The organism is Streptomyces sp. NPDC027962, from assembly GCF_055566095.1.
This window is the reverse complement of the sequence record NZ_JBVHTA010000026.1, coordinates 90,699-112,901: the sequence shown is the minus strand read 5'-3', so window position 1 is coordinate 112,901 and position 22,203 is coordinate 90,699. Positions and strand designations below refer to the sequence as shown.

23 protein-coding genes and 1 pseudogene are annotated in these 22,203 nt (G+C 72.4%); 6 read left to right on the top strand and 18 right to left on the bottom strand.

Going from position 1 to position 22,203, the window contains the following annotated elements; translation table 11 throughout:
• A partial coding sequence (locus ACZ4SA_RS23620; RefSeq protein WP_468277782.1) for a transposase occupies positions 1–330 on the top strand: 330 nt, incomplete at its 5' end.
• Between the two features lie 51 nt (positions 331–381).
• Here the strand turns inward: ACZ4SA_RS23620 and ACZ4SA_RS23615 are convergent.
• Genes ACZ4SA_RS23615 through ACZ4SA_RS23605 form a run of 3 tightly spaced genes read right to left on the bottom strand, consistent with a single transcriptional unit; the run spans position 382 to position 2,835 of the window.
• Complete coding sequence (locus ACZ4SA_RS23615; RefSeq protein ID WP_468277780.1) at positions 382–840, bottom strand: ester cyclase; 459 nt, start codon at positions 838–840, stop codon at positions 382–384.
• Between the two features lie 22 nt (positions 841–862).
• Complete coding sequence (locus ACZ4SA_RS23610; RefSeq protein ID WP_468277777.1) at positions 863–1,978, bottom strand: zinc-binding dehydrogenase; 1,116 nt, start codon at positions 1,976–1,978, stop codon at positions 863–865.
• Positions 1,975–2,835: an NAD(P)H-binding protein gene (locus tag ACZ4SA_RS23605; protein WP_468277775.1), complete on the bottom strand. Its 861-nt coding sequence runs from the start codon at positions 2,833–2,835 to the stop codon at positions 1,975–1,977. Before ACZ4SA_RS23605 ends, ACZ4SA_RS23610 begins: the two co-directional genes overlap by 4 nt.
• A 318-nt stretch (positions 2,836–3,153) precedes the next feature.
• Between ACZ4SA_RS23605 and ACZ4SA_RS23600 the strand changes: the two genes are divergently transcribed.
• The gene (locus ACZ4SA_RS23600) at positions 3,154–3,735 is read left to right on the top strand and encodes a DUF2269 family protein (protein ID WP_468277772.1); all 582 of its coding nucleotides are present in this window, start codon (positions 3,154–3,156) and stop codon (positions 3,733–3,735) included.
• A gap of 467 nt (positions 3,736–4,202) precedes the next feature.
• Here the strand turns inward: ACZ4SA_RS23600 and ACZ4SA_RS23595 are convergent, their stop codons facing one another.
• From ACZ4SA_RS23595 to ACZ4SA_RS23585, 3 genes are all read right to left on the bottom strand, one after another.
• Positions 4,203–4,619, bottom strand: a complete 417-nt coding sequence (locus tag ACZ4SA_RS23595; protein ID WP_468277769.1) for a PIN domain-containing protein — start codon at positions 4,617–4,619, stop codon at positions 4,203–4,205.
• On the bottom strand, positions 4,616–4,867 hold the full coding sequence (locus ACZ4SA_RS23590) for a type II toxin-antitoxin system VapB family antitoxin (RefSeq protein ID WP_468277767.1): 252 nt from the start codon (positions 4,865–4,867) through the stop codon (positions 4,616–4,618). Before ACZ4SA_RS23590 ends, ACZ4SA_RS23595 begins: the two co-directional genes overlap by 4 nt.
• Positions 4,868–5,080: 213 nt before the next feature.
• The gene (locus ACZ4SA_RS23585) at positions 5,081–5,527 is read right to left on the bottom strand and encodes a hypothetical protein (protein ID WP_468277765.1); all 447 of its coding nucleotides are present in this window, start codon (positions 5,525–5,527) and stop codon (positions 5,081–5,083) included.
• A 295-nt stretch (positions 5,528–5,822) separates the two neighbouring features.
• Between ACZ4SA_RS23585 and ACZ4SA_RS23580 the strand changes: the two genes are divergently transcribed.
• Positions 5,823–6,539, top strand: coding sequence for a hypothetical protein (locus ACZ4SA_RS23580; RefSeq protein WP_468277762.1), 717 nt, complete (start codon positions 5,823–5,825; stop codon positions 6,537–6,539).
• 260 nt (positions 6,540–6,799) lie between these two features.
• Here ACZ4SA_RS23580 and ACZ4SA_RS23575 read toward each other — a convergent pair.
• Both ACZ4SA_RS23575 and ACZ4SA_RS23570 read right to left on the bottom strand, forming a co-directional pair.
• Positions 6,800–6,937: pseudogene (locus ACZ4SA_RS23575) on the bottom strand (S-adenosylmethionine-dependent methyltransferase); the annotation flags it as partial.
• Positions 6,938–7,017: 80 nt separating this feature from the next.
• Positions 7,018–8,367, bottom strand: a complete 1,350-nt coding sequence (locus ACZ4SA_RS23570) for a hypothetical protein (RefSeq protein ID WP_468277760.1) — start codon at positions 8,365–8,367, stop codon at positions 7,018–7,020.
• A 237-nt stretch (positions 8,368–8,604) separates the two neighbouring features.
• On the opposite strand from ACZ4SA_RS23570, the gene ACZ4SA_RS23565 reads away from it, so the two are divergent.
• Together ACZ4SA_RS23565 and ACZ4SA_RS23560 are read left to right on the top strand one after the other, a co-directional pair.
• Positions 8,605–9,072 (top strand): ATP-binding protein, encoded by a 468-nt coding sequence (locus tag ACZ4SA_RS23565; protein ID WP_468277758.1) that lies wholly within the window; start codon positions 8,605–8,607, stop codon positions 9,070–9,072.
• Positions 9,069–9,554, top strand: a complete 486-nt coding sequence (locus ACZ4SA_RS23560) for a hypothetical protein (RefSeq protein WP_468277756.1) — start codon at positions 9,069–9,071, stop codon at positions 9,552–9,554. The genes ACZ4SA_RS23565 and ACZ4SA_RS23560 overlap by 4 nt, the downstream gene beginning before the upstream one ends.
• A gap of 283 nt (positions 9,555–9,837) precedes the next feature.
• Here the strand turns inward: ACZ4SA_RS23560 and ACZ4SA_RS23555 are convergent, their stop codons facing one another.
• The 8 genes from ACZ4SA_RS23555 to ACZ4SA_RS23520 are packed head-to-tail and all read right to left on the bottom strand — an operon-like array spanning position 9,838 to position 16,687.
• Complete coding sequence (locus tag ACZ4SA_RS23555; RefSeq protein WP_468277753.1) at positions 9,838–10,500, bottom strand: phosphoribosylanthranilate isomerase; 663 nt, start codon at positions 10,498–10,500, stop codon at positions 9,838–9,840.
• Positions 10,500–11,192 carry a transglutaminase-like domain-containing protein gene (locus ACZ4SA_RS23550; RefSeq protein WP_468277751.1) on the bottom strand — a complete coding sequence of 231 codons (693 nt, stop codon included), beginning with the start codon at positions 11,190–11,192 and terminating at the stop codon, positions 10,500–10,502. Before ACZ4SA_RS23550 ends, ACZ4SA_RS23555 begins: the two co-directional genes overlap by 1 nt.
• 25 nt (positions 11,193–11,217) lie before the next feature.
• Positions 11,218–12,357: an acyl-CoA dehydrogenase family protein gene (locus ACZ4SA_RS23545; RefSeq protein ID WP_468277748.1), complete on the bottom strand. Its 1,140-nt coding sequence runs from the start codon at positions 12,355–12,357 to the stop codon at positions 11,218–11,220.
• Positions 12,357–12,731, bottom strand: coding sequence for an ectoine synthase (locus ACZ4SA_RS23540; protein WP_356632391.1), 375 nt, complete (start codon positions 12,729–12,731; stop codon positions 12,357–12,359). The genes ACZ4SA_RS23545 and ACZ4SA_RS23540 overlap by 1 nt, the downstream gene beginning before the upstream one ends.
• A gap of 40 nt (positions 12,732–12,771) precedes the next feature.
• On the bottom strand, positions 12,772–13,845 hold the full coding sequence (trpA, locus tag ACZ4SA_RS23535; protein ID WP_468277746.1) for a tryptophan synthase subunit alpha: 1,074 nt from the start codon (positions 13,843–13,845) through the stop codon (positions 12,772–12,774).
• Positions 13,838–14,878, bottom strand: coding sequence for an anthranilate phosphoribosyltransferase (locus tag ACZ4SA_RS23530; protein ID WP_468277743.1), 1,041 nt, complete (start codon positions 14,876–14,878; stop codon positions 13,838–13,840). The genes trpA and ACZ4SA_RS23530 overlap by 8 nt, the downstream gene beginning before the upstream one ends.
• Positions 14,879–14,880: 2 nt before the next feature.
• Positions 14,881–15,156, bottom strand: coding sequence for an acyl carrier protein (locus tag ACZ4SA_RS23525; RefSeq protein WP_468277741.1), 276 nt, complete (start codon positions 15,154–15,156; stop codon positions 14,881–14,883).
• Between the two features lies 1 nt (position 15,157).
• Positions 15,158–16,687, bottom strand: a complete 1,530-nt coding sequence (locus tag ACZ4SA_RS23520; RefSeq protein WP_468277738.1) for an AMP-binding protein — start codon at positions 16,685–16,687, stop codon at positions 15,158–15,160.
• A 237-nt stretch (positions 16,688–16,924) separates the two neighbouring features.
• Between ACZ4SA_RS23520 and ACZ4SA_RS23515 the strand changes: the two genes are divergently transcribed.
• Complete coding sequence (locus ACZ4SA_RS23515) at positions 16,925–17,656, top strand: alpha/beta fold hydrolase (RefSeq protein WP_468277735.1); 732 nt, start codon at positions 16,925–16,927, stop codon at positions 17,654–17,656.
• A 378-nt stretch (positions 17,657–18,034) separates the two neighbouring features.
• Here the strand turns inward: ACZ4SA_RS23515 and ACZ4SA_RS23510 are convergent, their stop codons facing one another.
• Positions 18,035–19,309, bottom strand: coding sequence for an SWIM zinc finger family protein (locus tag ACZ4SA_RS23510; protein ID WP_468277732.1), 1,275 nt, complete (start codon positions 19,307–19,309; stop codon positions 18,035–18,037).
• Positions 19,309–22,140 (bottom strand): DEAD/DEAH box helicase, encoded by a 2,832-nt coding sequence (locus ACZ4SA_RS23505; protein WP_468277729.1) that lies wholly within the window; start codon positions 22,138–22,140, stop codon positions 19,309–19,311. The genes ACZ4SA_RS23510 and ACZ4SA_RS23505 overlap by 1 nt, the downstream gene beginning before the upstream one ends.
• Positions 22,141–22,203: the final 63 nt, after the last annotated feature.

The following is a 22,203-nucleotide window of genomic DNA, read 5'->3' as shown; positions in this document are numbered from 1 at the left end:
CTCACCCTGCGGCAGCACGACGAGCACCAGGCCCTTCAACGCACCCGCGCTCTCCAGCAGACCGACGACTGGAAAGCCCGCTACAAGATCCGCGCTGGCGTCGAAGGCACCATCTCCCAAGGCATCGGACGCTGCGGCCTGCGCAGATCCCGCTACCGCGGCCTCGCCAAAACCAGCCTCCAGCACCAGCTCACCGGCGCCGCCATCAACCTCGCCCGCATCGACGCCCACCTCACCGACACGCCCCGAGCCCGCACCCGAACCAGCCACTTCGCAGCACTTCGCCCCGCCGACCAAGTCAGCGGGGCGAAGCAACAGGGCCCGAATTAACCAACAGCGTCCGTTGGCGCGGTCCGGGCCCCTCCGTGGTGCGGGCGGTGTTCAGCCGCCGAGGACGCTCTGGTCGACGAAGCCCAGCTCCTTGAGCATGGGCAGGTAGTTGAAGACGTCGTAGTGCTCGATGATCTTTCCGGCGTCGTCGAAGCGCAGTTCCTCGAGCATGAACCAGCTGACCTTCTTGCCGGTCGCGGCCTTGCCGAAGAAGTCGCCGAGGTGGGTGGCGGTGACGGTGATGCGCAGGATGACGCGGTCGCCTTCGGAGACGGCGCTCTTGACGTCCAGGTGCAGGTCGGGGAAGGCGGCGAGTCCGCCGCGCATCGCGGCCTTCATGAGCTCGGAGTCGACCGGGCGGTCCTCGGAGAAGTGCCTGATGTCGGGCGACCAGTGCGTGAAGATGCCGTCCAGGTCCCAGCGGTTCCAGGCGGCGGCGCAGTCGAGCGCGATCTGCTTGTTGCGCTCCTGGACGCTGAGGGCGGTCTGCTCGGCGAGTGCTGCGGGCATGGGTGCGGTTCCTTACCGGGTGTCAGGGAATCAGGACGTGCTTGCCGACGGTGGTGCCGTCCAGCAGGGCGCGCACGGCGGCCGGGGCCGCCGCCAGCGGGTGGCGGCCGGCGATCTCGGGGGTGAGGACGCCCTCGTCGACCAGCCGGTACAGGGCCGCGAGGTCGGCCCGGAAGTCGTCGCCGGGCTTGACGTAGTACATGCTCTGGCGGCGGCCGCGGGTGAGGCGGAGCCTGGCCGCGATCCAGCGGGCGGCGGTGCGGCGCAGCGCCGGCACGTGCGGCCGGAACCACTGGCCGGGCCGGTAGCCGGCCACCGACGAGTCGAAGGAGACCAGGGTGCCGCCGTCGGCGAGCATCGCCCAGCCGGCGTCGAGGCCGCGGCCGCCGATGTGGTCGAAAACCGCGTCGACGCCGCCGGGCACCGACTCCCGTACCGCGGCGGGCAGATCGGGGGTGCGGTAGTCGAGCGGCTCGGCGCCCAGCGCGCGGACGGCGTCGTGCTTGGCGGGCGAGGCGGTGCCGATGACACGCAGCCCGGCGTGCACGGCGAGCTGGGTGAGCAGGGTGCCCACGCCGCCGCTGGCGCCGTGCACCAGCACCGTGGAGCCGGCGGCCAAGGCGGTGAGCCGGTGCAGCATCTGGTAGGCCGTGACCCCGTTGGTGATCAGGGAGACGGCGACGGCCGCGTCGAGGTGCTCGGGCACCGCGGCGAGGGCCTTGGCGGGCACCTCGACGTACTCCTGCCAGGCACCGTGCCGGGGCATGGCGGCCACCCGGTCGCCACTCTGCCATCCGGTGACGCCCTCGCCGGTCTCGACGACGCGGCCGACCAGGTCGTAGCCGGGCACGAAGGGGAACTTGGGCGGGAAGGGGTGCAGGTGCTGGAGCATCTGCACCTCGGCGAAGGACACGCCGGCGGCCTCGACACGGACGACGACCTTGCCGCGGCCGGCGGCCGGGCGCGTGCCGTGGCCGGCGACGACATGGTCCTCGGGCCGGCCGCTGCCGGTCAGCTGCACGTGCGCGTTGCCGTGGGCGGCGGGGCCGGTGGCGGCCTCGGCGGCGGTGGCGGTGCCGGCGCCGGTGGTGGCCGGCTTCGTGTCCGCGGCGGTCGCGGGGCCGGTGGCGGTGCTCACGCCGCCACCGTCTCGCGCCGGGGGGCGAAGTCGTCGGCGTGGTCGGCCGCCCACTGGGCGAAGGTGCGGGCCGGGCGGCCGGTGACGCGCTCGACGGTGTCGAGGGGGACGGGCGGGTTGTCCATCGCGTCGGCGAGGTAGCCGAGGATCATCTCGACGACCGGCGGCGGCATGAAGTGGCCCATCTGCTCGCGTGCCTGGTCGGGGGTGATCTCCTCGAAGGTGATCGGGGCGCCGGTGGCGGCGGCGATCGCCTTCACCTGGTCGGCCTGGGTGATGGCCTGCGGTCCGGTCAGGACGTACGCCTGGCCGGCGTGGCCGTCCTCGACGAGCGCGGCGACGGCCACGGCGGCGACGTCGGCCTCGTGGATCAGGACGCGCGGCGCGCCGCCGTAGGGGGTGCGCACGACGCTCTCGGTGCGAATGGAGTGGCCCCACTTCCACAGCAGGTTGGTGGCGAACTCGTCGGGCCTCACGAAGGTCCACGCGATGCCGGACTCCTCGACGGCGCGCTCCACGGCGCGGTGGTGCTCACCGCTGTGGTTGTCGCCGGAGGTGTCGAGCACGGAGGACGAGGAGAGCACGACGATGCGCCGCACACCGGCCTCCTTGGCGAGGGCGACGACCTCCTGTGCCGTCTCGGGGACGGGGAAGAGGTAGAGGCGCTCGACGCCGTCGAGGGCCGCGCGCAGCGTCTGCGGCTGCTCGAGGTCGCCTGCGAACACCTCGACGCCGTCGGGGAGTCCCGCGGTCGCCGGGTTGCGGGTCAGGGCCCGCACCTGCTGCCCCGCCGCCACGAGGTGGTCGACCACATGCCGGCCGACGGATCCTGTCGCTCCTGTCACCAGAACTGTCACGCCTGCTCCACCCTGTCGGTCTCGGCTTCCCCGAGACTCCTCGGACCTTGGTGGTGCAAGGCTGAACAGACGGGCTGGAGGGTCCCCGGAGACTGGCTGGAACGCGTCCGGAGACGGGAGGCGGGCGGGGCGCGGGCGGGTGCGCTGCTCAAGCCGTTCTCGAGCGGCGGCGGGGATGCTGCCCGTGGAAGGCCTCGCCCGCATGCGCCCGTGCGCGCGACGCCGGGCCTGCCCGGCGGCTGCGGAGCCGTTCACGCGGGCCTGCCCGCCCCACTCCCCCCTTTGTCTCCCCTTCGTCGCCCACGAAAGGTCGCCGCCTTGTCCGCCACCGCAGTAGGCCAGTCCCCCACCAAGCGGGGCAGGACCAAGAAGAAGTTCGAACTCTCCCGCAGGGCACGCAAGTTGACGCTCGCCATCCACGTCGTCACCTCCGTGGGCTGGGTCGGCCTGTCCCTGGCGATGGCGGTGCTGGCCGTGATGGGCTACACCACCGAGGACGCCGCGGTCGCCAAGGGCGTCTACTACGCGATGTACGTCTTCGACGACACCTGCGTCACGGTGTTCAGCATCACCGCCGCACTGTCCGGCATCCTGCTGTCGTGCGGCACCAAGTGGGGCCTGCTGCTGCACTGGTGGATCGTCGTCAAGTGGGTGATCACCCTGTTCATGACGATCTTCGCGTGGTTCGTGATCCACCCGATCGTCATGCAGGCCACCGAGAACACCGCGAAGGCAGGCGGCGCGCCGCCGAAGCCAGGTTGGCCCGCGGACTTCCTGCTGTGGAGCGTGCCGGTGCTCTTCGCGCTGCTGACGGTCGCCGCGGTGGTCTCCGTCTACAAGCCGTGGGGCCGCACCGCGCGGGGCGGGCGCACCACGCCGCGCGGCGCGCGGGCGGCCTGACCCTCGCGAGTCTGCGCGAGTTGCCATAGCGCCCCCGGTCGAGGTGTGGTGCGGTTCCCGTGGCGGTACCGCCCCCACAGCGTTGCCTCAACCGCCCACCTCGGGCGCCCTGATGCCCGGCAGCCCTGCCCACGCATGGGGCGGCTCGAGCGCGAGGAGTGTCAGTTGCGGTCGGTGGCTGCTGGGTCAGCCGTCCTGTGCGCTCGTCGTAGACCCAGGTCGCGTAAACCTCCTTACCAGGCTGACTGTGGCTGCTTCGGTCGCGCTCGGCCAACTGCTCGGGTGCCTGCGCCCCCTGGGAGCGCCTGGTGTCAGGCGTGGGGGTTGATGCGGGTTGCGAAGGTACCCCCGGCAGGGCCCGGTCGTGCTGCATGAGGTCGGCGGCGATGGCCATCGCCGTGTCCGAGACGTCGACCGCCTCGGGCGTCGACTCGGCGACCGCGCTGCGACGTGCGCGCGTTCCCGGCTCAGTCGGCGGTGCCGGGCTCCACGACCCATTCGGCCTGCAGCCCGCTCACCGAAGCAATCATGTCGAAGTCGCCGTCGTAGTGCAGGACCGTGGCCCGGTGCCGTTCGGCGGTTGCCGAGATGAGGACGTCGGCCAGCGACAGCGTCCGGTGAAAGCCGGCGTTCAGGGCCAGGGCCTGGATCTCGAGCGCCCGCTCGAACTCCGCGTCATTGCAGGGCAGGTAGTCGAATCCACGGAGCAGGGTGCGCAGTCGCAGCGCCTCGGGCTTTCCGCGTGCCGAGTACAGAACCTCATACTCGGTGGGGGCGCACACCGCCAGGAGCCCATCGCGGTCCAGCGCATCCAGTCGCGCCCGCACTGCCGGTTTGCCCCGGCGGGCCAGCGCTGACTTATCGATGAGGTAGCGCCCCTTCACGCCTCCGAGGCCCCGCCTTCGCGCTTCAACGAGCCGTCCGGATTCCGCGGCCCCGTCTGCGAGCGGATCTCCGCGAACGCGTCCTCGAACTCGCCATCGTCAATGGCATCGAACAGCTCCCGGCGCAGCCGCAGCCTCACCCCCTCCTCCATGGCCGCCCGCACTGCGGCGGCCTTCGTCTTCACCCCGTACACCCGCATCGCCTGCTCGACGATCTCCTCGTCCAGATCGATCACAGTCCTGGCCATCAGTCATTCCTCCACAGCCCGACAACACCCAATAATGATATCAATTGCCACTCAGAAATGACATCAAAATGTCGGGGCGTGTCGATCAGAGGCGGCAGCACGGCCCCGGACTTCGGCGCCGGTGGACAGGGCCTCGGCAGACACCCGAACGATCTCGGCCTGGGGATCGGGGGTTTCATAACGTCCCCATCTGTCTTCTCTGCACAGAGGGTTTCACTTTGCGCGAGACCAATACTCCTGAAGCAGTGCGAAATTTTCCTCAAAACGCTCATCAAAGCGCTTGTCGGTAAAGACGCCAGGGATTGTCAGCGACCGACCGCGCGATCGAACCAGGCGCAAATCCCACCACTCACTGCTACGTCCCTGATGGCGCCGCTTTTCGATGCGGGCAACCTCGGCCCACTGGATGGATTTACGACCAGTGATGGTATGAAACACTATCCGATCCGAGATAAGCTGCGTCCGACCGTGACCCCGATTAATCATATAGATGGTCGAGAATAGCCAGCAGGCCGCAACAGAGAATACCCACCAGAACGGCGCTTCTGCAGTGAGCGCCATCGCTACTCCCGCACCAATGTATACCGCCGCCAAATATCCGGTCCAGTACCAGTTCCTGCGTCGGGATGCAGCATCGAGAGCAATCCAGGTGTCAGGCATGCATGAATTCTACAGACAGCCATTTGCACTGAAATAGCTTCTCGCGTGTTGAGACGCCTCCGTTATTCGATGGCGGGCCGCCTGCTCAGATGGACAGGCGGCCCCACCAGCAGACGCTACTTGAGGACTCGACTTTCGTGTACGGCTCCGGGGCGCTGGTGTGTGGTGGCCGCTGCATCAGGCCGACACCGTTCGGGCGGACGCCCTCGGCATCGCCGGCGTGGTCCAGGTTCGTCGCTCGCACGGGGGTCGGACCGCTCACGGACGGGAATGAAACCGCACGGAGGCTTCAGGCATGGGGGAGGTAGCGGTGGGCGGGAGGGCGCGGTCCTGGAGGGCCGGTGCGCTGGTGGGGGTCGCCGCTTCGGTGCTGACGTGCGGGCTGGCCGTGGTCGCGGTGGTGCTCGTTCCCACGTGGTGGCCTCACACCGCCGTGGCCGTCGTCGCGGGGCTGGTGCTCCTCGGCTCGGGGTTCGCGCTGATCGCCGTGTGTTTCATCCATCTCGGGCCTTGGCACTTCGGGGCAGCCGCGATCGTGGAGTGTCTGCTGGCCATGGTGCTGCTGGCGTTTCTCGACCAGGCCGTGCTCGATGTGTGGGGCAAGCCGCTGGATGCCGTGGTGACGAAGGCCGTCCGGCATGAGCGGAACGCGCCGACGGGGAAGGTCACGAGGGACTGGTGGGAGTGCTCGCTCGAGCGGCTCGACGGCACGGAACTCGACCGGAGCCTGCGGGAGTCGGAGTTCTTCCCCATAGGGGACGCGTGCCCTGCCGGGACAAAGGCGGGAGACCGGCTCGTGGTGTATGCGGTGCCCGGCGGTTTCGCCGCGCCGCAGACGAACGCCCCTGTCGGCGGTGTCCGGCTGATTGCCCTGTTCGCTGCCGCCGCCACGGTGACGGCAGCGGGGTTCACGTCTGTCGGAATGACGCGCGCGGGTGCGCCGCAAGCCGGGTGGATCCCGCGCCTTGTACGGGGTCGGGCAGCGCCCCTCAGGCCATCAGGCGGACGCTGATGCTGATGCTGAAAGCGAAGGAAGCCAGTCGCGTGAGGCCACCGCGAATGGCCGGCAGTTGAGACGATCTCGCTGTGGCTGGTGTGAGTCTGCCCCCTGGACGCCGGGGCCGGCCGCTGGTGCAGAGGAGGTCGAGATCAGAAGCGGCAGGTCGGCATACCTGCTGACGACCAGCTCCGCTCCCCCGCCGAGAGTGCCCACGCGCGGAACGGCCCGCCGGGATTCCCCCTCTCAATCTCCGCGATGTCAACGACCAAGCCCTACGGGCGGCCTTCGCCCCAGTAGTCCTTGAGCATCTCACCAGGCCAGGCAGGCTCACGGACCTCACCGCGCGGCCCCATCTCCTCGAAGTACGGCCCGAGGTCGTAGACAGGGGTGCTGTCGACCGCGTCGAGGTCGATGGGGTCCCTTGTCGTTCGCGTGGCTCTGTGGTCGCGTTGCCCCGGACCGGCCGGGGTCGGTCGGCGTGCGGCTGTGTCTATGCCTTGAGGGCGGCGATCTCCCTCACCCGAGGGGCCATCTCCCGCACGACCCGTGCCTTTGCGTGGGGTGCGAGTCGCTTGCGCATGGTGGCGAAGTGGTCGTCGCCGCGGGCCGAGGAGACGTGTTCGTACTCCCCCAGGAAACGGGTCCACGCGTCGCAGGCGGCGTCGAGATGGCCGCGTTCGAGCTGTCGCTGGGCCAGGACGGCGTAGGCGTGGACGCGGCCCTGGCGCTCGTTGGCCGGCTGGACCCTGATGGACTGCTTGAGGGTGCGGATGCTGCCGGGCAGGTCGCGCTCCTCGTACAGCACGTGCGCCGCATGGAAGAGGTACGCGGTCTGGTCGTACCCGCCGATGGCGTCCCGTCGGCTGTCGGCCCTCGACAGGGCCGTCTCCGCTTCCCGCAGCCGGGCATGGGCCTGCTGGTAGTCGCCCACCATGGCAGTCGCGTGCGCCTGCTGGCCGCGGAGGAACGCCACGAGCCGCGGGCCTGCGGACGGGGCGGCCTCGGCGGCCGAATCGGCGAGTTCCAGGCTCTTGCGCCCATGGCCGAGGTTGGACGCCTGGAGGGACATGCCGCGCAGGGTGCGGCAGTACGTCACGTGATCCTGTGCCTCGCGGGCCAGTTGGAGGGCCTTGACGTAGTAGGTCTGGCCGAGGCCGTGGGCCTTCTCGTACATCGCCATCCAGCCGGTGAGGTACGTCAGGTCGGAGGCGGCGGCCAGCATCTCGGCGTGCACGCGCTCGGTGGCCTGGGCACGCAGCCAGGGGCCGACGGTGTTGACGAGGAACGCCGCGGCCATGGGGCGGGCGTGCCCGGCGCCGAACTCGTCGAGGATGTCGGCGATCCGGTCGGTCATCGACCGGACGGAGGCCACCTGGGAGGCTCCGATTCGGGTCGTGGCCTTCCCTGGCGTGACGGGCTCCTCCGCCGCGTGCGCGTCCGTGGCGAAAGCGGGGGCGGCGAGAGCCGCCGAGAACAGGGTGGCGGCGAGTACGCCGCGACGTGAGGGGTCCATGTCCGCCCTTCCGAGGTCCAGCAATTCCTCGACAGTGTCGGGCGTGCGGAAGCCGACCGAAGCCTGTGCGGGTTCCAGGCCGGCTTCGGCGTGCGTGACGGGCCTGCCCAGACGGGCCGACAGCGCCTCCACGATCAACGGCCTGACCTCAGGCTTCGGCTGCACGCCCGCGATCCAGTGCGCCACGGCCGTGCGGTCGTACGTCAGTGCCAACCCGGCCTGCGGAGCCAGCCGGTTGACCTGCTGCGCCAGCTGGGTACGCGTCCATTTCGCCTGCTCGAGCAACCCGGCCAGGGCGGGATTGGGTGTGCGTTTCCTCGCGGCCATGATCTCAACTCCCGACGATTCGCACGGCGTTCACGGTGTTCACGGTCGCACCTGCCTTCAACGGTACCCGCAGAGCGTGATCGAGCGGTTACCTCATGGCAGACACCGAACGATCTCGGCCTGGGGAGACAGGGTGAGCAGCTCATGCACGACCGGACGCGGCGGCACGGAATCCATCGCCGACGCCATGAACCACAAACGCCCTCCGGCAGCACCTACGACACCGGGAGCGCTGACGTGACGCTCACCAGCCCGTCCCTCACCCCGCACCCAACGCGGCCCGCGGTCGTCGTTGCCTTCGCGATCCGGCCCGGCGCGGACCGCTCTGCACGGGAGCGGGACGCCCGCCGTGTGTCGGGCACGCGGCGCCTGGTCCGGGGACATCTGACCTCTCGCGGGCTGCACGCTCTGGTCGACGACGCGGAGCTGATCGTGAGCGAGCTGCTCACCAACTCACTTGTGCACAGCGGAGGCACCGGCATCAGGCTGGTTGTCCACCTCGAAGGTGACCTCCTGCAGATTCGGGTGGCCGACGGCGTACGCCGGTCAGCGCACTCCGGGGTGCGGCCCGCTGAGGACGCCGAGAGCGGCCGGGGGCTCGAGCTGGTGGACGCCGTCGTACGAGCCCGGAAGGGTGCTTGGGGCGTCAGCCCGGACGGTACGTGCACCTGGTGCACGCTGCCGGTCGAAGGCGAGGGCACGTGACGACCCTGTGCTCCGGCGACGACTGGTCCGGTCTGGCCGCCCTGGTCCGACGCCTCCAGAAGGTCGCGCACCTGCCCACCGTGGTGCCTCTGGGCACGTACTTCGACGTAGTGGTCACCGAGGCCGGGCACGCAGGCAAGGAGCTTCTGCGTCTCACGGACACGCACCCCGGCGGCTGCGGCCCGGTGATCGCCGAGGAGGGCCGCCCGTGGATGTACTGGCTCGTACGACCGGGCACCCGTGAGTGCTGGGACAACGCATACGGCGTATGCCTGTCTGCTCCCTGGCGCATCCCGTTCCCGCCGGCGTCCCACGAACGGCCCGAGGGGCCCTACTGGCTGCGTCCCTACCGCACCGACCGCCGCGTCGGCCCCCGGCACCTGGCGGGCGCACTCGACCGGGTCCGGCCCGCGCGGGACCCGCACGAGGCGCTGTCCGTTCTCCTCGGCGCTCCGGCCGTCGCGGCGGCGAACGCGCCATGAGCATCACCGACGAAACCCAGCGGCCGCTCAACACCCGTGGAACAGGCGGCTGCGGCAATGCGGTCATCGGGGCCGACGTTCCTGGACGACTGGACCTCTCGCTTCATCGTGCAGTTCGCCGCCGCACGCACAGCGCCTGACGGTGGAACGGGGCGGGCGCACCGAGGACGTGCTGATCGAGCGTTGACGGGAAGCGGCCGCCACCCGGGCCGCGAGAGGGTGGACCGGGGACCCGTCCGGTTCAGCCGGTGGCCGGCCGGGTGTCCCGGTCGGCGCCGCGGGTTCAGGCGCGCCAGGCGCGGGTGACGGCCGTTGCGCGCTGCTCGTTCAGCAGTCGGTCGTCGCCGCGGGCGGCGGAGTCGACGTCGATGCCGAGGAAGCGGGGGTGGGCCCTGGTGGCGGGGAAGTCGCCGTGGTTGTCGGGGCCGAGGCCGCCGGCGAGGAGGAACGGCAGGCCGGTGGCGTCGGCGAGCTTGGTGACGGTGGTGTCGTCGAGGCGCTGGGCGGTGGAGCCGACGCGGCCGTCGCCCGTGACGGCGTCGAACAGGAAGCAGTCGGCCCCGGCGCGCTCGTAGGCGGCGGTGAGCCGGCCTTCCAGGCAGGTGTCGTCGCGGACGTGGAGCACTTTGGCGATCTTCAGGCCGTCGGGGCATGTCGCGCGCAGGGCGCGCAGCACGCCGGGGGGCTGGTAGCCGTGCAGTTGGATCCAGGGGACCTGGGCGGCGTGGACGGCGGCCGCCAGTTGCTCGGGGTCGGCGGAGAAGGTGACGAGCACCGGCGCGAGGCCCGCGGCGCGGGCCCGGGCCGACAGAGCGGTGAGCTGATCGAGGGTCAGGTCGGCGTGGCCGCCCGGGACGTGGTGCCACAGGCCGATCAGATCGGCGCCGGAGGCGGCCATGGCGTCGACCTCCGCGATGGTGGTGGCGCCGCAGAACTTGACGAGCATCAGGCGGCCGCCGTCCGGTCGGCGTCGCGTACCAGGGAGCCGGCGGCGAAGCGGTCGTCGCCGCCCCGGAACAGGCCGGGGTGCGCGGCGCGCAGGTCGGTGAGGACGGCTTCGTAGGGAAGGTCGTCGAACTCGCCGTGGAAGCGCAGGAACTCCATCTGGCGGCGGCCCTTCAGGTCGAAGGGGTGGTGCACGCTGTCGGCGGTGCCGTCGAAGTCGAGCGGCGCCATCCGGTACAGCCGGCACAGGGTCTTGTTGAACACCGGTGTGGCCCGTACCCATTGGCCCTCGAGGCGGACCGAGGTCAGGCAGTGCTGGTGGAACACGTCGCCGCCCAGCAGGCTGACGAGTTTGTCGGAGGCGAGGTGGTTGCGTACGTCGGTGAGCACGAGCCGGGCGGGGATGCCCAGACAGCGCAGGCCGGCCGCGTAGAGGACCGACTTGTGCAGGCACATGCCCGAGCCGGTGGCCGCCACGGTGGAGGCGCGCAGGCCTTGGCGGGTCAGGTCGGCGCCGTAGACCTCGTAGCGGATCGTGTCGCGGACCGCGTAGTAGAGGGCGACGGCCTGTTCGGTGGGGGTGGTGGCGCCGGGCGGCAGCGCGTCGGCGACGAAGGCGCGCACCTGGTCGCTGGTGTGGTCGAGGAATTCGGTGGCCGCGAGGGCGCCGGTGCTCAGGGAGGTCGTCGTCATGGCAGCTTCCAATGGTCGGGCGGGGTCACAGGCCGAGGAGTGCGGCGATGCGGTTGCGCTGGGTCTCCGAGGTGCCCGAGTAGATCGTTCCGGCGACGGCGTTGCGCAGCTGGCTCTCGATGCCGTACTCGGCCATGTAGCCGTTGCCGCCGAAGATCTGCACGGCGGCCAGCGCGGAGGCGACGTTGGCTTCGCTGGTGACGAGTTTGGCCATGGCGATGTCGCGGGTGACGTTCTCGCCGGCACTCATCCGCCGGGCGGTCTCGTAGAGCCAGCGGCGGGAGGTCTCCACGTCGGTGGCCATGTCGACGATTTTGTGGGAGACGGCCTGGTAGGTGCCGATGGCCTGGCCGAACTGGGTGCGGGTGGTGGCGTATTGGACGCAGGCGTCCAGGCGGCTTTTCATCTCGCCCGCGTTGATGACGAAGGAGCACAGGATCTCCCAGCGCATCACGTGGTCCAGGACGAGGAACCCGCCGCCGGGCCGGCCGATCACCCGGTCCGCGGGGACGCGGCAGTCGTCGAGGAACAGTTCGCACAGCGGGGAGGTGCGCAGCCCCATCTTGGCCAGTGGCCGGCCGCGGGTCAGGCCCGGGGTGTCGCCGTCGACGAGGAAGGCGGTGATGCTCAGCGGCCCGGGGCGGTCGCTGGTGCGGGCGTAGACGGTGAACACGTCGGCGACCGGTCCGTTGCTGACGAACGCCTTGCTGCCGTTCAGGACGTATGCGTCGCCGTCGCGTACCGCGCGGGTGCGCATCGCCAGTGCGTCGGAGCCGCTGTCGGGTTCGCTGATGGCGTGCGCGCCGATCACCTCGCCGGTGCAGACGCCGGGCAGGAAGCGCTCCTTGAGCGCCTCGGAGCCGAAGCGGTGCAGCGGTACGCCGACGGAGACCAGGTGGGTGCAGGCGGAGAAGTTCAGTCCGGCGTCGCGGCAGCCCTCCCCCAGTCCCTCCAGGACGTACATGGTGGTCGTCAAGCACTGGCCGAGGCCGCCGTACTGTTCGTCGAAGGGCAGAGCGAACAGGCCGGCGGCGGCCAGGTGCCGCCACGCCTCGCGGGGGAACTCGGCGGCCGCGTCCCGCTCGATGTGTCCTGCGTCGAGCTCGGCGAGCAGGGGCGCGAGGCCGTCGCGCAGGGCCTGCTGGTCCTTGGTGGCGTCGAACATCAGTAGTGGGAGAACTCGGGCGAGTCGAGGTTGTGGCTCTCGTCGCCGCGCAGTGCGGGGGTGAACATGCACACCAGCCGCAGGTCCTCGTGCGGGCTCGCCACCAGCCAGTGGGCGTCGTGCCGGTCGAGGGCGTACAGGGTGCCGGGGGTGATGGGGTGCGCGACGCCGTCGCTGTCGATCACCTCTCCGCTGCCCTCGATGCAGTAGCAGCTCTCGAGGTGGTTGCGGTACTCCAGGCGGGACTTGGTGCCGGCCCGGACGATGGTGTCGGTGACGGTGTAGCCGACGCCGTCGGCCTGGGTGAGGAATCTGCGGCTGAGGCCGTTGCCCCAGTCGACGCAGGTGACCTCGTCGAGCTTGCGGACGATCATGCGGGTTCTCCCTTCATACGGTGGTGTTCGCTCCGGTCGTTCACCGGCCGCGCAGCTCCCTCACGAAGGAGCCGAACTCCTCGACGGGGTCGCGGCCCTTGGCCAGGGCGTCTGCGATGCGGGCCACGCCGGCGCTGCCGACGACGGCGGCGTCGGCGCCCAGCTCCTCCAGCAGCGCGATGTCGGCGCGGGTCTTGACGCCGAAGCCGACGGCGACGGGCACGGAGGCGGTGGCGTGCAGGTCGGCGATGGAGCGGGCGAGCCGGTCGCGGTCGAGGGCGGCGGCGGTGCCGCTGCGGCCGTAGTGGGCGACCAGGTACAGGTAGGCGGAGGCGTGGGCGGCGGCCTCTGCGACGGCGTCGGCTTTGGAGACGGCGTAGCAGGTGGTGACCAGCGGAAGCCCTGCGGTGTGGGCGGCCTCGTAGTGGGCGCCTCGCAGCCTGGGCGGCACGCCGTGCAGCAGCAGCCCGTCGCAGCCCGCGTCGCGCACGGCGGCGGCGAAGTCGCCGGGGGCGGTGCCCTTGACGGTGTGGCTGAAGTCGGCGAGCAGCGCGATGCGCAGCCTTTTGAGGCCGGGGCGGATGCGGGCGACGGCGGCGAGGACGGCGGGCAGGTCGGTGCCGGCGGCCAGCGCCCGGTCGGCGGAGGCGCGGATGACGGGCCCGTCGGTGACGGAGCCGGGGAACGGGACGGCCAGTTCCAGGCAGTCGACGTCGCTCTCGTCGAGCAGGGCGGCCAGGTCGGGCAGGTGCTCCAGGGGCGGGTCGCCGGCGTTGAGGAAGAGGGCCAGGCCGGGCCGGCCGGGCCGTACGTGGGTGAAGAAGCCGCCGGGGGTGGGGCGAGGGTCGCCGGTGCCCGGGCGCGGCCCGCCGGGGCCGGCGTCCGGGCGGGGGTCGCCGGTGCCGGCGTCCGGGCGGGGGTCGCCGGTGCCGGCGTCCGGGCGGGGGTCGCCGGTGCCGGCGTCCGGGCGGGGGTCCCTGGGCCCCGGGCGCAGGCCGCCGGAGGTGGGGCCGGTGCCGGAGGCGTCCGGACGCGGGCCGACGGTGCCAGGGCCCGGGCGGGGGCCGCCGATGCCGGGGCGCGGGGTGCCGGGGATGGGGCGGGGGTCAGGCATGGGCCACCTCCGTGGCGCGTCGCAGCCGGTCGATCAGGGCGAGGGCCGAGCCGTCGGTCAAAGCCGCGCGGGCGCCGCGCAGGGCCTGGTGCCAGTCGCCGGTGAGACGGCCGGCGACGGCGAGTGCCGCCGCGTTGAGGCAGACGGCGTCCTCGGCCGCCGGCCGGCCGCGGCCGGCGAGCAGGTCCAGGACGTCGCGGACGGGGTCGTCGCCCGGCCGCAGGTCCGAGACGGTGCCGGGGCGCAGGCCGAGCGCGGCGCCCGCGAGGGTGAACTCGTCCTCGCCGCCGCCCTCGTAGGTGCGCACCAGGTTGGTGGTGAAGCCGATCAGTTCGTCGGTGCCGGTGTCGTTGGTGGCGAGCCACACGGACCGGCCGGTGCGGCGGGCGGTGTGCTCGGCGGCGTGCCGCAGACCGGCGACGAGCCGGGGATCGGAGATGCCGGTGAGCTGGGCGGCCACCGGCATGTCGGCGAGGAAAGGGCCGACGGCGTTGACGAAGCGGCCCAGCCGGCGGATGTCGAGCGGCAGCACGCTGCGGGCGAGCAGGCCCAGTTCGGCCGGGTAGACGAACGGGCCGGCGAACGCGATGCCGCACCGCTCGAGCATGTCGTGGGTCTGCTCGTAGGACGTCGTCGTCTCGATGCCCAGGCGTTCGAGGAGGTCGAGGGAGCCGAGGCGGGAGGTGTAGGCGCGGGAGCCGGTCTTGACGACGCGGGTGCCCATCGCGGCGGCGGTCAGGGCGGCGGCGGTGGAGATGTTGAGGGTGCTCGGGCCGCCGCCGGTGCCGACGATGTTGACGGCGCCGCCGAACTCGGGGAGCCCGGCGCCCTGTTCGGGGCGGCGTTCGGCGAGCGAGTCGAGCAGCGCGGTCAGGGTGGCGCGGCCGGGCATCTGCGTGGACAGGGACGCGAGCAGCGCGACGCTCTCGCCCCGGCGCAGCGCGCCGTCGCCCAGCCGGTCGAAGAAGGAGTGCCATTGGGGCGCTTCGACGGGCCGGTCCTGGGCGATCAGGGCGGCGACGGCGTCGTGCATGACTACGCGGCCTCCGCCCGGACGCGGGTGGCCTCGGCGACGAACGCCTCGATGGCCGCGACGGAGTGGAAGGACTCCGGGTCCAGGTCCACGTCGTCGGTGTTGATGCCGTAGCGGTCCTCCAGCCAGGCGATCACCTTGAGCAGGCCGAGGCTGTCGATGACGCCGCCCTCCAGCAGGTCGTGGTGGTCGTCCAGTTCCCGTGCGGGCGTGTCGGGCAGGAACTCCTCGACGAGGAACTCCTTGATGGCCTGGGCCTGAGCCTGGGCGTGGGGCATGTCAGTTCTCCTTGGTGAAGTGGTCCTTCACGACACGGTCGCGGTCGACCTTGCCGGTGGAGGTCCTGGGCAGCGGCTCGTCGGTGAAGCGCAGCGCCGAGGGGATCGCGGCCCTCGGCAGGCCGCGTGCCAGATAGCCGCGCAGCGTCAGGCTGTTGAGGGTGCTGCCCGGTGTGCGGCGCGCCACGGCGTGCAGCAGCCGGCCGGCGACCGGGTCGGGCAGGGCCAGGACGGCGGCCTCACTGACGTCGGGGTGGGCGAGCAGGACGTGCTCGACCTCCTGGACGTTGATGCGCACGCCGCGGACCTTGACCTGGAAGTCGGTGCGGCCGGCGAGGGTCAGGACGCCGTCGGCGCTGCGGTGCACCAGGTCGCCGGTGCGGTACCAGCGCCGGTCGCCGGCGTCCGCGCCGGTGGGGTGGGGCACGAACACGGGCCGGGTGGCGGCCGCGCCGAGGTATCCGTCGGTCTGGAACGGGGTGGTGACCCACAACTCGCCGCTGCCGGGGCCGTCCAGGACCTCGCCGCCGTCGGTGACGACGAGCGCGTCGGCGCCGGGCAGCGGACGGCCCAGCGGCAGCGGCGCGCCGGATGCGGCCTGCGCGTCGGTGATCTCGTGCACGAAGCTGTCGTTGGTTTCGGTGCAGCCGTAGATGTTGTGCAGCCGCGCGTTCGGGAACAGGCCCGGCAGCTGGGCCAGGACCGGCCCCGGCAGGGCGTCGCCGGTCGTCATGGCGTGGCGCACGGCGGGCAGGGCGGTGGTGCCGTGTTCGCGGGCGGCGTCGGTGACCAGACGGTGGAACATGGGCACGGCCTGGACGACGTGGACGTCGTGGCGCTCCAGTGTGTCCAGCAGATGCCGGCCGCTCATGGCCTGGTCGGGGTCGACGAGGACGACACGTCCGCCGTGGGCGAGGGTGGTCCACACGTCGAGCAGGCACAGGTCGAAGTTGAGCGGCGCGTAGTTGAGGACGTTCGTGCCGGGACCGATCCCGAACGCGCCGGCGGCCCAGCTGCTGAACCGGTCGATCGCGCCGGCGGAGACGGGCACGATCTTGGGCAGCCCGGTCGACCCGGAGGTGGTCAGCAGCAGCGCGGGCGCGGCGGGGCCGGCTTCCGGCGTGTCGCCCTGGCCGGCGGGGGCGGCTTCCGGCGTGTCGTGGGCCGTGCCGTCCGGCTGGTCGTACGCCGTCGCATCCGGCCGGTCGTCCGGCCGGTCGGGCAGGGGGGCGGCGCCGGCCTGCTCGTACAGCTGCTCCGTCACGTCCTTGCCGAGCGTCGCGGACGGCAGCAGCACCGGGCGGCGCTCCAGCAGGCAGGCGAGGACCAGCGCGATCGTGTCGGGCGACTTGACGGCCGGGACCCCGACGGGCCCCCGGCCGGGCGTGCCGGCGACCCGGGACCGCGCCCGCTCGGCGCGTCGCCACAGGGCGCCGTAACTGATCTCGTCGCCGTGCCACACGAGCGCCGTCGCCTCCGGCGCACGGCGCGCCTGCGCCCGGACCCCCTCGACGAGCGTGCCGCCACTCATGGGCCGCGCCCCCTTCCGCTGATCGCGCGTGCGAAAACCTGTCGGCCTCGATGGTGGTTTCGCGCGCTGGAGGATCGCCTGAGCCGCGAGGCATGAGGGGCATGGGACGTGAAGGGGTGCGGCCAGGGAGCCCGCGGCATGAGGGAGACTTGGGAGTGCGTCGAAGGCGCGCCTTGCAGGCGACTGCCCGGTGCCTGGGCAGTCGCCGTTCGCACCACGTGCTCACTGGGGGGACTGATGACAACAGCGGATGGCCTGCCGATCGTCTTCGTGCACGGAACGCGCTTCAGCGCCGGGCAGTGGAGCCCGCAACTGGCCGCGCTGCGCGACGAGTTCGCGGTGGCCGCCGTCGATCTGCCCGGTCACGGAAAGCGCGCGGCCCAGCCCTGGAGCCTGAGCAGCGCGACGCAGATCATCGCTTCCGCGGTGGACGCGCTCGATCGCGGGCCCGCCGTGGTGGTCGGGCACTCGCTCGGCGGGTACGCCTCGCTGGAGTTCGCACGGCACTGTCCGCACCACGTGCGCGGGCTGGTCCTCGCCGGGGCCAGCGCCGCCACCAGCGGCCGGTGGGCAACGCCGTACCGGTGGGCCGCCCAGCTGGTCCCCCGTATACCGGTGGACCGCCTGGCCCGCCTGAACGACCGGCTGCTGCGACGGCTCTACCCGCCGGAGGTGGTGGCGGAGACCATCCGCGCCGGCTACGCCTTCCACACCCTGCCCGCCGCCTGGGGCGAGGTGCTGGGACGCTTCGACGCGGGCGCGATGCGTCATGTGAAGGCTCCGGTACTGATCCTCAACGGCGAGAAGGACACCGTCTTCCGGGCCGGGGAGGCGGACTTCGCCCGCGCCCATCCGCACGCCCGCGTCGAACTGATCCCGCGGGCACGCCATCTCGCGAACTTCGACGCCCCGGACGCCTTCACCGATGCCGTCCGCCGGTTCGCCCGGCAGCTCCTGGCCGAGGACTGAACGCGCCGGAGCCGTGCGCCTTGTCGCTGCGACAGCCGGAACGGGAACAGCAGGCCGGCGGGTGTGCTGCCGAGGTGCCGGAGAGCGTGGACGCCATGCCGCCGTGCCGGAGCGCTTGCCGGCTGCGGCACTGCCCGTCCGGTGTGTCCGGCTGTGAGCACCGGACGGGTGCGGCGCCGCCCCGGTGGGCGCAGGGCTCGGCTAGGGCGTGTTTCGAAAGTGGCGCCGTCCGCCCGCAGGGCGGGGCTCGCGGCGTCTGGTGCGTGCAATCGCAAGGCGGAGGATCATCCTCGTACTGGACGTACTTGGATGACTCCGACAACGCAGCGAGTGTGCGTGCCAGGCGTCGTGGGCCAGGCGGGACTTTCGAAACACGCCCTAGGACTCCTGCGGGGCGTGGAGGAGTTCGGTGAGGGCGACCGCGGGGTCGGTGTCCGGGGGGCCGGCGGGCCACCAGGTGCCGGAGCGGTCGCGGTAGGGGTACCAGCGGGTGTCGCGGCCCTGGCGGAGTTGGAGGCCGCGGCCGGTCAGGGTCCAGTGGTTGCCGTCCACGGTCAGGGGCGGCAGGTCGTCGTCCCATCCGGCGGCGAGCGCCGTGCGGGCGCGGGCGGTGTCCTGTTCGGTGGGGGTCCAGGGGTGTTCCAGGACGTCCAGGCCGGCCGGGCCGCCGGTGCGCCAGGCCTCGGCGGCGCGGTCCAGGTCGTCGGGGCGGTCGCAGGCCTCGCGGAGCCGGGCCGGGACGCGCGGGTCGGGGTGGGTGGCGGCGAGGCGGACCGTGTCGTGCCACTCGTCGAGCGGCGGGGCGGGCGCCTCGCCGAACCCGGCGAGGTGGGCGAGCAGTTCACGCGCGCGCACCGCGGCGTCGGTGACGAGCCGTTCCAGCGGGTCGGCCTCGATGCCGGTGACCGGTTCGCTGCTGGAGGCCGGCGGTTCGGGCAGCGGCGGCAGGGCGGGCAGCGCGACGGCGGGGCGGTCGTAGGCCTGGCGGTTGCTCTCGTAGGTCTCCTGGGGCTCCTGGTCCTCCACGTCCGGCTCGGGCTCGTCGACGTCGTCGTCCGTGGCGGTCATCGCCCGCAGCAGCAGGACCGACTTCAGCTCGTCGAGCGCCTGTGCGGTGTCCCGGCCGCGGATCAGGAGCAGCAGCCAGGGGTCCTCGTCGAGGAGCCAGGACAGCTGGTAGGCGAGCGCGGTGGCGTGCGGGCAGGGGTGGTCGAGCGCGTCGCAGTCGCAGTCCGCGTCCAGGTCGCCGTAGCCGGGCAGCAGCCGCAGGCGGGCGTCCTCGACCGCTTCGAGGAGGTCCTCGGGCAGTTCGCCCTCGAGCAGCGCCTCGGTCTCCGCGGGCCGGTCGGCGGTCCTGTCCCACAGCAGGTCCCACTCGTCGTCGTCCCAGGCCTTGAGGGTGAGGGCGGTGGTGTGGGCGGCGTCGCCGCCGTAGACCTCGGCGGCGACGCGGCCGGCGCTGACGGTGATGGGGCCGATGCGGCCGGTGCGGGAGAAGGCCCGGCCCTTCTTCAGGGGTTCCTCCTGCGGCCAGGTGTCCTCGACGGCCTGGGTCCACTGGGCGGCCCAGAACGACTGGCCGCGGGCGCGGCCGCCCTTGCGGGCGGGGAAGGCGGGGAAGCCGCGGGCGCCGCTCGCCTCGTGATCGCGCATCACATGCTCCTCAGTTCGACCAGGTTGGCCAGCTCGTCGTTGGTCAGTTCCGTCAGGGCCTGTTCGCCGGAGCCGAGGACGGCGTCCGCGAGTTCCTTCTTGGACTCCAGGAGGGCGGCGATACGGTCCTCGATGGTGCCTTCGGCGATCATCTTGTGGACCTGGACGGTTCTGGTCTGGCCGATGCGGTAGGCGCGGTCGGTGGCCTGGGCCTCCACGGCCGGGTTCCACCAGCGGTCGTAGTGCACGACGTGGTCGGCGCGGGTGAGGTTCAGTCCGGTGCCGGCGGCCTTCAACGACAGCAGGAAGACGGGGACTTCGCCGTCCTGGAAGCGTTGGACGAGTTCCTCGCGGCGGGGCACGGGGGTGCCGCCGTGCAGGAGCTGGGCGCCGATGCCGCGGGCGCGCAGGTGCCGCTCGAGGAGTCTGGCCATGGCGACGTACTGGGTGAACACCAGTGCCGCGCCGTCCTCGGCGGTGATGGTGTCGAGGAGTTCGTCGAGGAGTTCGAGCTTTCCGGAGCGGCCGGACAAGGCCGTGGTGCCCGGCCCCTGGGCGTCTTCCTTCAGGAAGTGGGCGGGGTGGTTGCAGATCTGCTTCAGGCCGGTGAGGAGTTTGAGGACCAGGCCGCTGCGGGCGATGCCCTGGCTGGCGCGGATCTGGCCCATGACGTCGTCGACGTGTTTGCGGTAGAGGGTGGACTGTTCGGCGGTGAGGGCGACGGGCCGGTCGGTCTCGGTCTTGGGCGGCAGTTCGGGTGCGATGCCCGGGTCGGACTTGCGTCGCCGCAGCAGGAACGGCTTCACGAGGCCGGCCAGGCGGCGGGCGGTGGGTTGCTCGCCGGCCGGGTCGGCGCGTTCGGCGTCGATGGGGGCGATCCAGCGGCGGCGGAAGTGGCCGTGGGTGCCGAGCAGTCCGGGGGTGGTCCAGTCCAGGACGGCCCACAGTTCGGAGAGGCTGTTCTCCACGGGGGTGCCGGTCAGGGCGATCTTCGCGTCGGCGGGGATCAGGCGCAGGGCCTTGGCGGTGCCGGAGAGCGGGTTCTTGACGTGCTGGGCCTCGTCTGCGACGACCGTGCTCCACCGGTGGGCGCCGAGCTGCTCGGCGTCCAGGCGCATGGTGCCGTAGGTGGTCAGGACGAAGCCGTCGTCGGCGCCCTGAAGGCTGCGGCCGGTGCCGTGGTAGCGGCGTACGGGGGTGCCGGGGGCGAATCTGTTGATTTCGCGCTGCCAGTTGCCCAGCAGGGAGGCGGGGCACACGACGAGGGTCGGTCCGCGGGTGTCGTCGTGTTCCTGGCGCAGCAGGTGGAGGGCGATGAGCTGGATGGTCTTGCCCAGGCCCATGTCGTCGGCGAGGCAGCCGCCGAGGCCGAGGGAGGTCATGCGCTCGAGCCAGCGCAGGCCGCGCAGTTGGTAGTCGCGCAGGGTCGCGGCCAGCGCTTCGGGCCGGCGCAGGGGTTCGGTGCCGCCGTCGGGGTCGGCGAGGCGGGCGCGAAGGGCCAGCAGCCAGTCGCTGGGGGCGACCGGGACCTGTTCGGTGCCGATGCGGGTGTGGCCGGTGAGGGCGACGGCGAGGGCTTCGATGGCGGTCAGCGGTCCGAGGTCGCGTTCGCGGGCCTTGCGGGCGAGGTCGGCGCCGACGAGGGTCCAGCGGCCGCGGAGCTGGACGACGGGGCGGCCCGCGCCGGCGACGTGGGCCGTCTCGTCCTCGGTGAGCGGTTCGCCGTCGAGGGCGAGCTGCCAGCGCAGGTCGACGGTGCCGTCGCCGCCGAGGAAGGAGCGCAGGTCGGTGGGCGGGACGCGGTCGGCGCCGACGACCGCGCGGGCGGTCAGGGACCGGGCGGCGCCTTCGGGCCAGTGGACGTCGATGCCGTGGGCGCGCAGGCGGGCCGCGCCGGTGCCGATCAGGTCGGTCGTCTCCCGGTCGGTCAGCGCCAGGGCGGAGGGGACGGGCAGCAGCCGCTCCAGCGGCTCCCACACGCCGGCGGCCCGGCGCAGCGCGAGGACGGTGTCGCTCTGGGCGCGCGGGCCGAGCGCGTGGTCGGCGCGGGCGAACAGTTCGCCCGCGTCGAGCGCGAGGGTGGGGTCGGCGAGGCTGTGGGCGCGCGGGACGAGGTGCAGGGCGGGCGGCCCGCCGGCGGTGCCGGCGAGGCCGACGTGCAGGGACACCCGTACGCCGGAGTCGAGTCCGGCGGAGATCTCCTCGGCCCAGGCGCGCAGTTGCGGCACGTGCTGGGGTGCGGTGGCGGAGAACGCGGCCCGTCCGGTGGCGGCCTGGGCGGCGGCGGTGCGCGGCAGTGTGTCGGCGACGGCGTCGAGGAAGGCGCGCAGCAGGGTGGTCGTGTCGCTGCCGGGGGCGGCGACGGCCTCGCCGGGGGCGGCCTGGGCGAGTTCGCGCAGCCGCAGGACGTCCTCGGGGTCGAGCGGCCCGGCGCGCCAGGTGTCGTAGCCGGCGGCGGAGACGCCGGGCAGCAGCCGCTCGCGGGCGGCCAGGTGCAGCCCGAGGGCGGCGGCCGCCCCCCAGAACGCGGCGGCCGGATGCACGCCGGCGCCGTCGTGGCCGTAGCGGCGGCGTGCCGCGATCAGGGCCGGCAGCGCCGCGGCGAGGGGCAGGCGCACGGCGGGCAGGGTGCGCAGGGCGACGCCGCCGTCGTGCGGGACGACGAGAGCGGCCTCGCCCGCCTCGCCGGCCTCGCCCGCCGCCTCGTGGGGCGGCGGGGCGCCGTCGGGGTTGAAGAAGACGAGGCGGCCCGTGCGCGCCGGGTCCCCCGCCTCGAAGACCACCGCGCACTGCGCCAGCAGTCCGGCCTGCTCAGGCGCCAACCACACCATGCGTCCCGCTCTCTCTTGCTGTTCTCTTGTGCCGCGTCGTTCGTGGTACGTGTTCGTGTTGCG

Bases quoted from the DNA above. Each gene is read 5' to 3' on its own strand.
- ACZ4SA_RS23615 (WP_468277780.1), bottom strand. From the start codon at position 840: ATGCCCGCAGCACTCGCCGAGCAGACCGCCCTCAGCGTCCAGGAGCGC.
- ACZ4SA_RS23590 (WP_468277767.1), bottom strand. From the start codon at position 4,867: ATGGCCAGGACTGTGATCGATCTGGACGAGGAGATCGTCGAGCAGGCG.
- ACZ4SA_RS23585 (WP_468277765.1), bottom strand. From the start codon at position 5,527: ATGCCTGACACCTGGATTGCTCTCGATGCTGCATCCCGACGCAGGAAC.
- ACZ4SA_RS23580 (WP_468277762.1), top strand. From the start codon at position 5,823: ATGGGGGAGGTAGCGGTGGGCGGGAGGGCGCGGTCCTGGAGGGCCGGT.
- ACZ4SA_RS23570 (WP_468277760.1), bottom strand. From the start codon at position 8,367: ATGGCCGCGAGGAAACGCACACCCAATCCCGCCCTGGCCGGGTTGCTC.
- ACZ4SA_RS23555 (WP_468277753.1), bottom strand. From the start codon at position 10,500: ATGCTCGTCAAGTTCTGCGGCGCCACCACCATCGCGGAGGTCGACGCC.
- ACZ4SA_RS23550 (WP_468277751.1), bottom strand. From the start codon at position 11,192: ATGACGACGACCTCCCTGAGCACCGGCGCCCTCGCGGCCACCGAATTC.
- ACZ4SA_RS23545 (WP_468277748.1), bottom strand. From the start codon at position 12,357: ATGTTCGACGCCACCAAGGACCAGCAGGCCCTGCGCGACGGCCTCGCG.
- ACZ4SA_RS23540 (WP_356632391.1), bottom strand. From the start codon at position 12,731: ATGATCGTCCGCAAGCTCGACGAGGTCACCTGCGTCGACTGGGGCAAC.
- trpA (WP_468277746.1), bottom strand. From the start codon at position 13,845: ATGCCTGACCCCCGCCCCATCCCCGGCACCCCGCGCCCCGGCATCGGC.
- ACZ4SA_RS23530 (WP_468277743.1), bottom strand. From the start codon at position 14,878: ATGCACGACGCCGTCGCCGCCCTGATCGCCCAGGACCGGCCCGTCGAA.
- ACZ4SA_RS23525 (WP_468277741.1), bottom strand. From the start codon at position 15,156: ATGCCCCACGCCCAGGCTCAGGCCCAGGCCATCAAGGAGTTCCTCGTC.
- ACZ4SA_RS23520 (WP_468277738.1), bottom strand. From the start codon at position 16,687: ATGAGTGGCGGCACGCTCGTCGAGGGGGTCCGGGCGCAGGCGCGCCGT.
- ACZ4SA_RS23515 (WP_468277735.1), top strand. From the start codon at position 16,925: ATGACAACAGCGGATGGCCTGCCGATCGTCTTCGTGCACGGAACGCGC.
- ACZ4SA_RS23510 (WP_468277732.1), bottom strand. From the start codon at position 19,309: ATGCGCGATCACGAGGCGAGCGGCGCCCGCGGCTTCCCCGCCTTCCCC.
- ACZ4SA_RS23505 (WP_468277729.1), bottom strand. From the start codon at position 22,140: ATGGTGTGGTTGGCGCCTGAGCAGGCCGGACTGCTGGCGCAGTGCGCG.